Genomic DNA, 907 nt, shown 5'->3' with positions numbered 1-907 from the left:
CTTGAACTGGCGCGGGATCACCTCCAGCGTCTCGGTGACGCTCTCCCCCAGTTTGCTCAGACGATCGCTGCCACAGCACGGACACTGTGTCGGTGCGGGGATGACGACCCGCTCGCGCGGCAGATCGGCACGCAGGGGCTGGCGCCCCCGGTTGCTCCTGGGTGCTGTCGCGCGGACGGCGGGATCCGCCGCATTTTCGGGCGCGTCCTCGGCGAGTGTCGTCTCCAGCTCTTCCAGTTCGAGTTCGAGCTGGGCCAGCAGGCGGCGCCCCCGCTCCGACGAGGCGCCGAAACGGTCCTGGCGCATCCGCGCGATAAGATGTTTGAGATGGGCAATCTGCGCTTCGGCGCTGGCCGCGCGCGCTTCTGCATCAGTGGCCCGGATTTCGGCAGTAGACGCCCGGAGTTCGGCGACCTGGGCACGCGCCTCGGCAGCGGCAAGTGCTGCGCGCAAGGCGATGATGTCGTCCGTGTCTCCCGTCATGAAGGCAGTTGATCACATGGGCGCTCAAAAGGGTACCAGTATATGCTGACCTGGCGCGGTTTTTATTATCCCGCCAGTTCAGGTCTCCATGTTTTCTGCGGATTGCGCCAGTCCACACCCTCCAGCAGACAAGTCAATTGTGACGGGGAGAGATGGATCGCTCCGTCCTTTGCCGAAGGCCACAGGAAATGCCCGCGCTCGATCCGCTTCGCATATAAGGAAAGGCCGATCCCATCGTGCCAGATCAGTTTCACCAGGTCGCCGCGTCGGCCCCTGAAGGCATAGACGTCACCCGCGAAAGGGTCACGACCCAGTGCTTCCTGGACCTTCAACGCCAGCCCGGGCATCCCCAGGCGCATATCGGTTACACCGGCCGCCAGCCATATCCTCAGCGTGGAGGGAAGCGGGATCATGATCGTAGTGC

General features: G+C 63.9%; 2 protein-coding genes. Both read right to left on the bottom strand.

Annotated elements, in window-relative coordinates; all coding sequences use genetic code 11:
- On the bottom strand, positions 1-483 hold a 483-nt coding region (locus CFR80_RS18515), incomplete at its 3' end, for an IS66 family transposase (RefSeq protein ID WP_181418287.1).
- A gap of 65 nt (positions 484-548) precedes the next feature.
- On the bottom strand, positions 549-907 hold a 359-nt coding region (gene tnpB, locus CFR80_RS18510; protein ID WP_373636560.1), incomplete at its 5' end, for an IS66 family insertion sequence element accessory protein TnpB.

This window comes from Komagataeibacter oboediens, from assembly GCF_003207815.1.
Taxonomy (GTDB): domain Bacteria; phylum Pseudomonadota; class Alphaproteobacteria; order Acetobacterales; family Acetobacteraceae; genus Komagataeibacter; species Komagataeibacter oboediens.
This window is presented reverse-complemented; position numbering and strand designations above follow the sequence as displayed.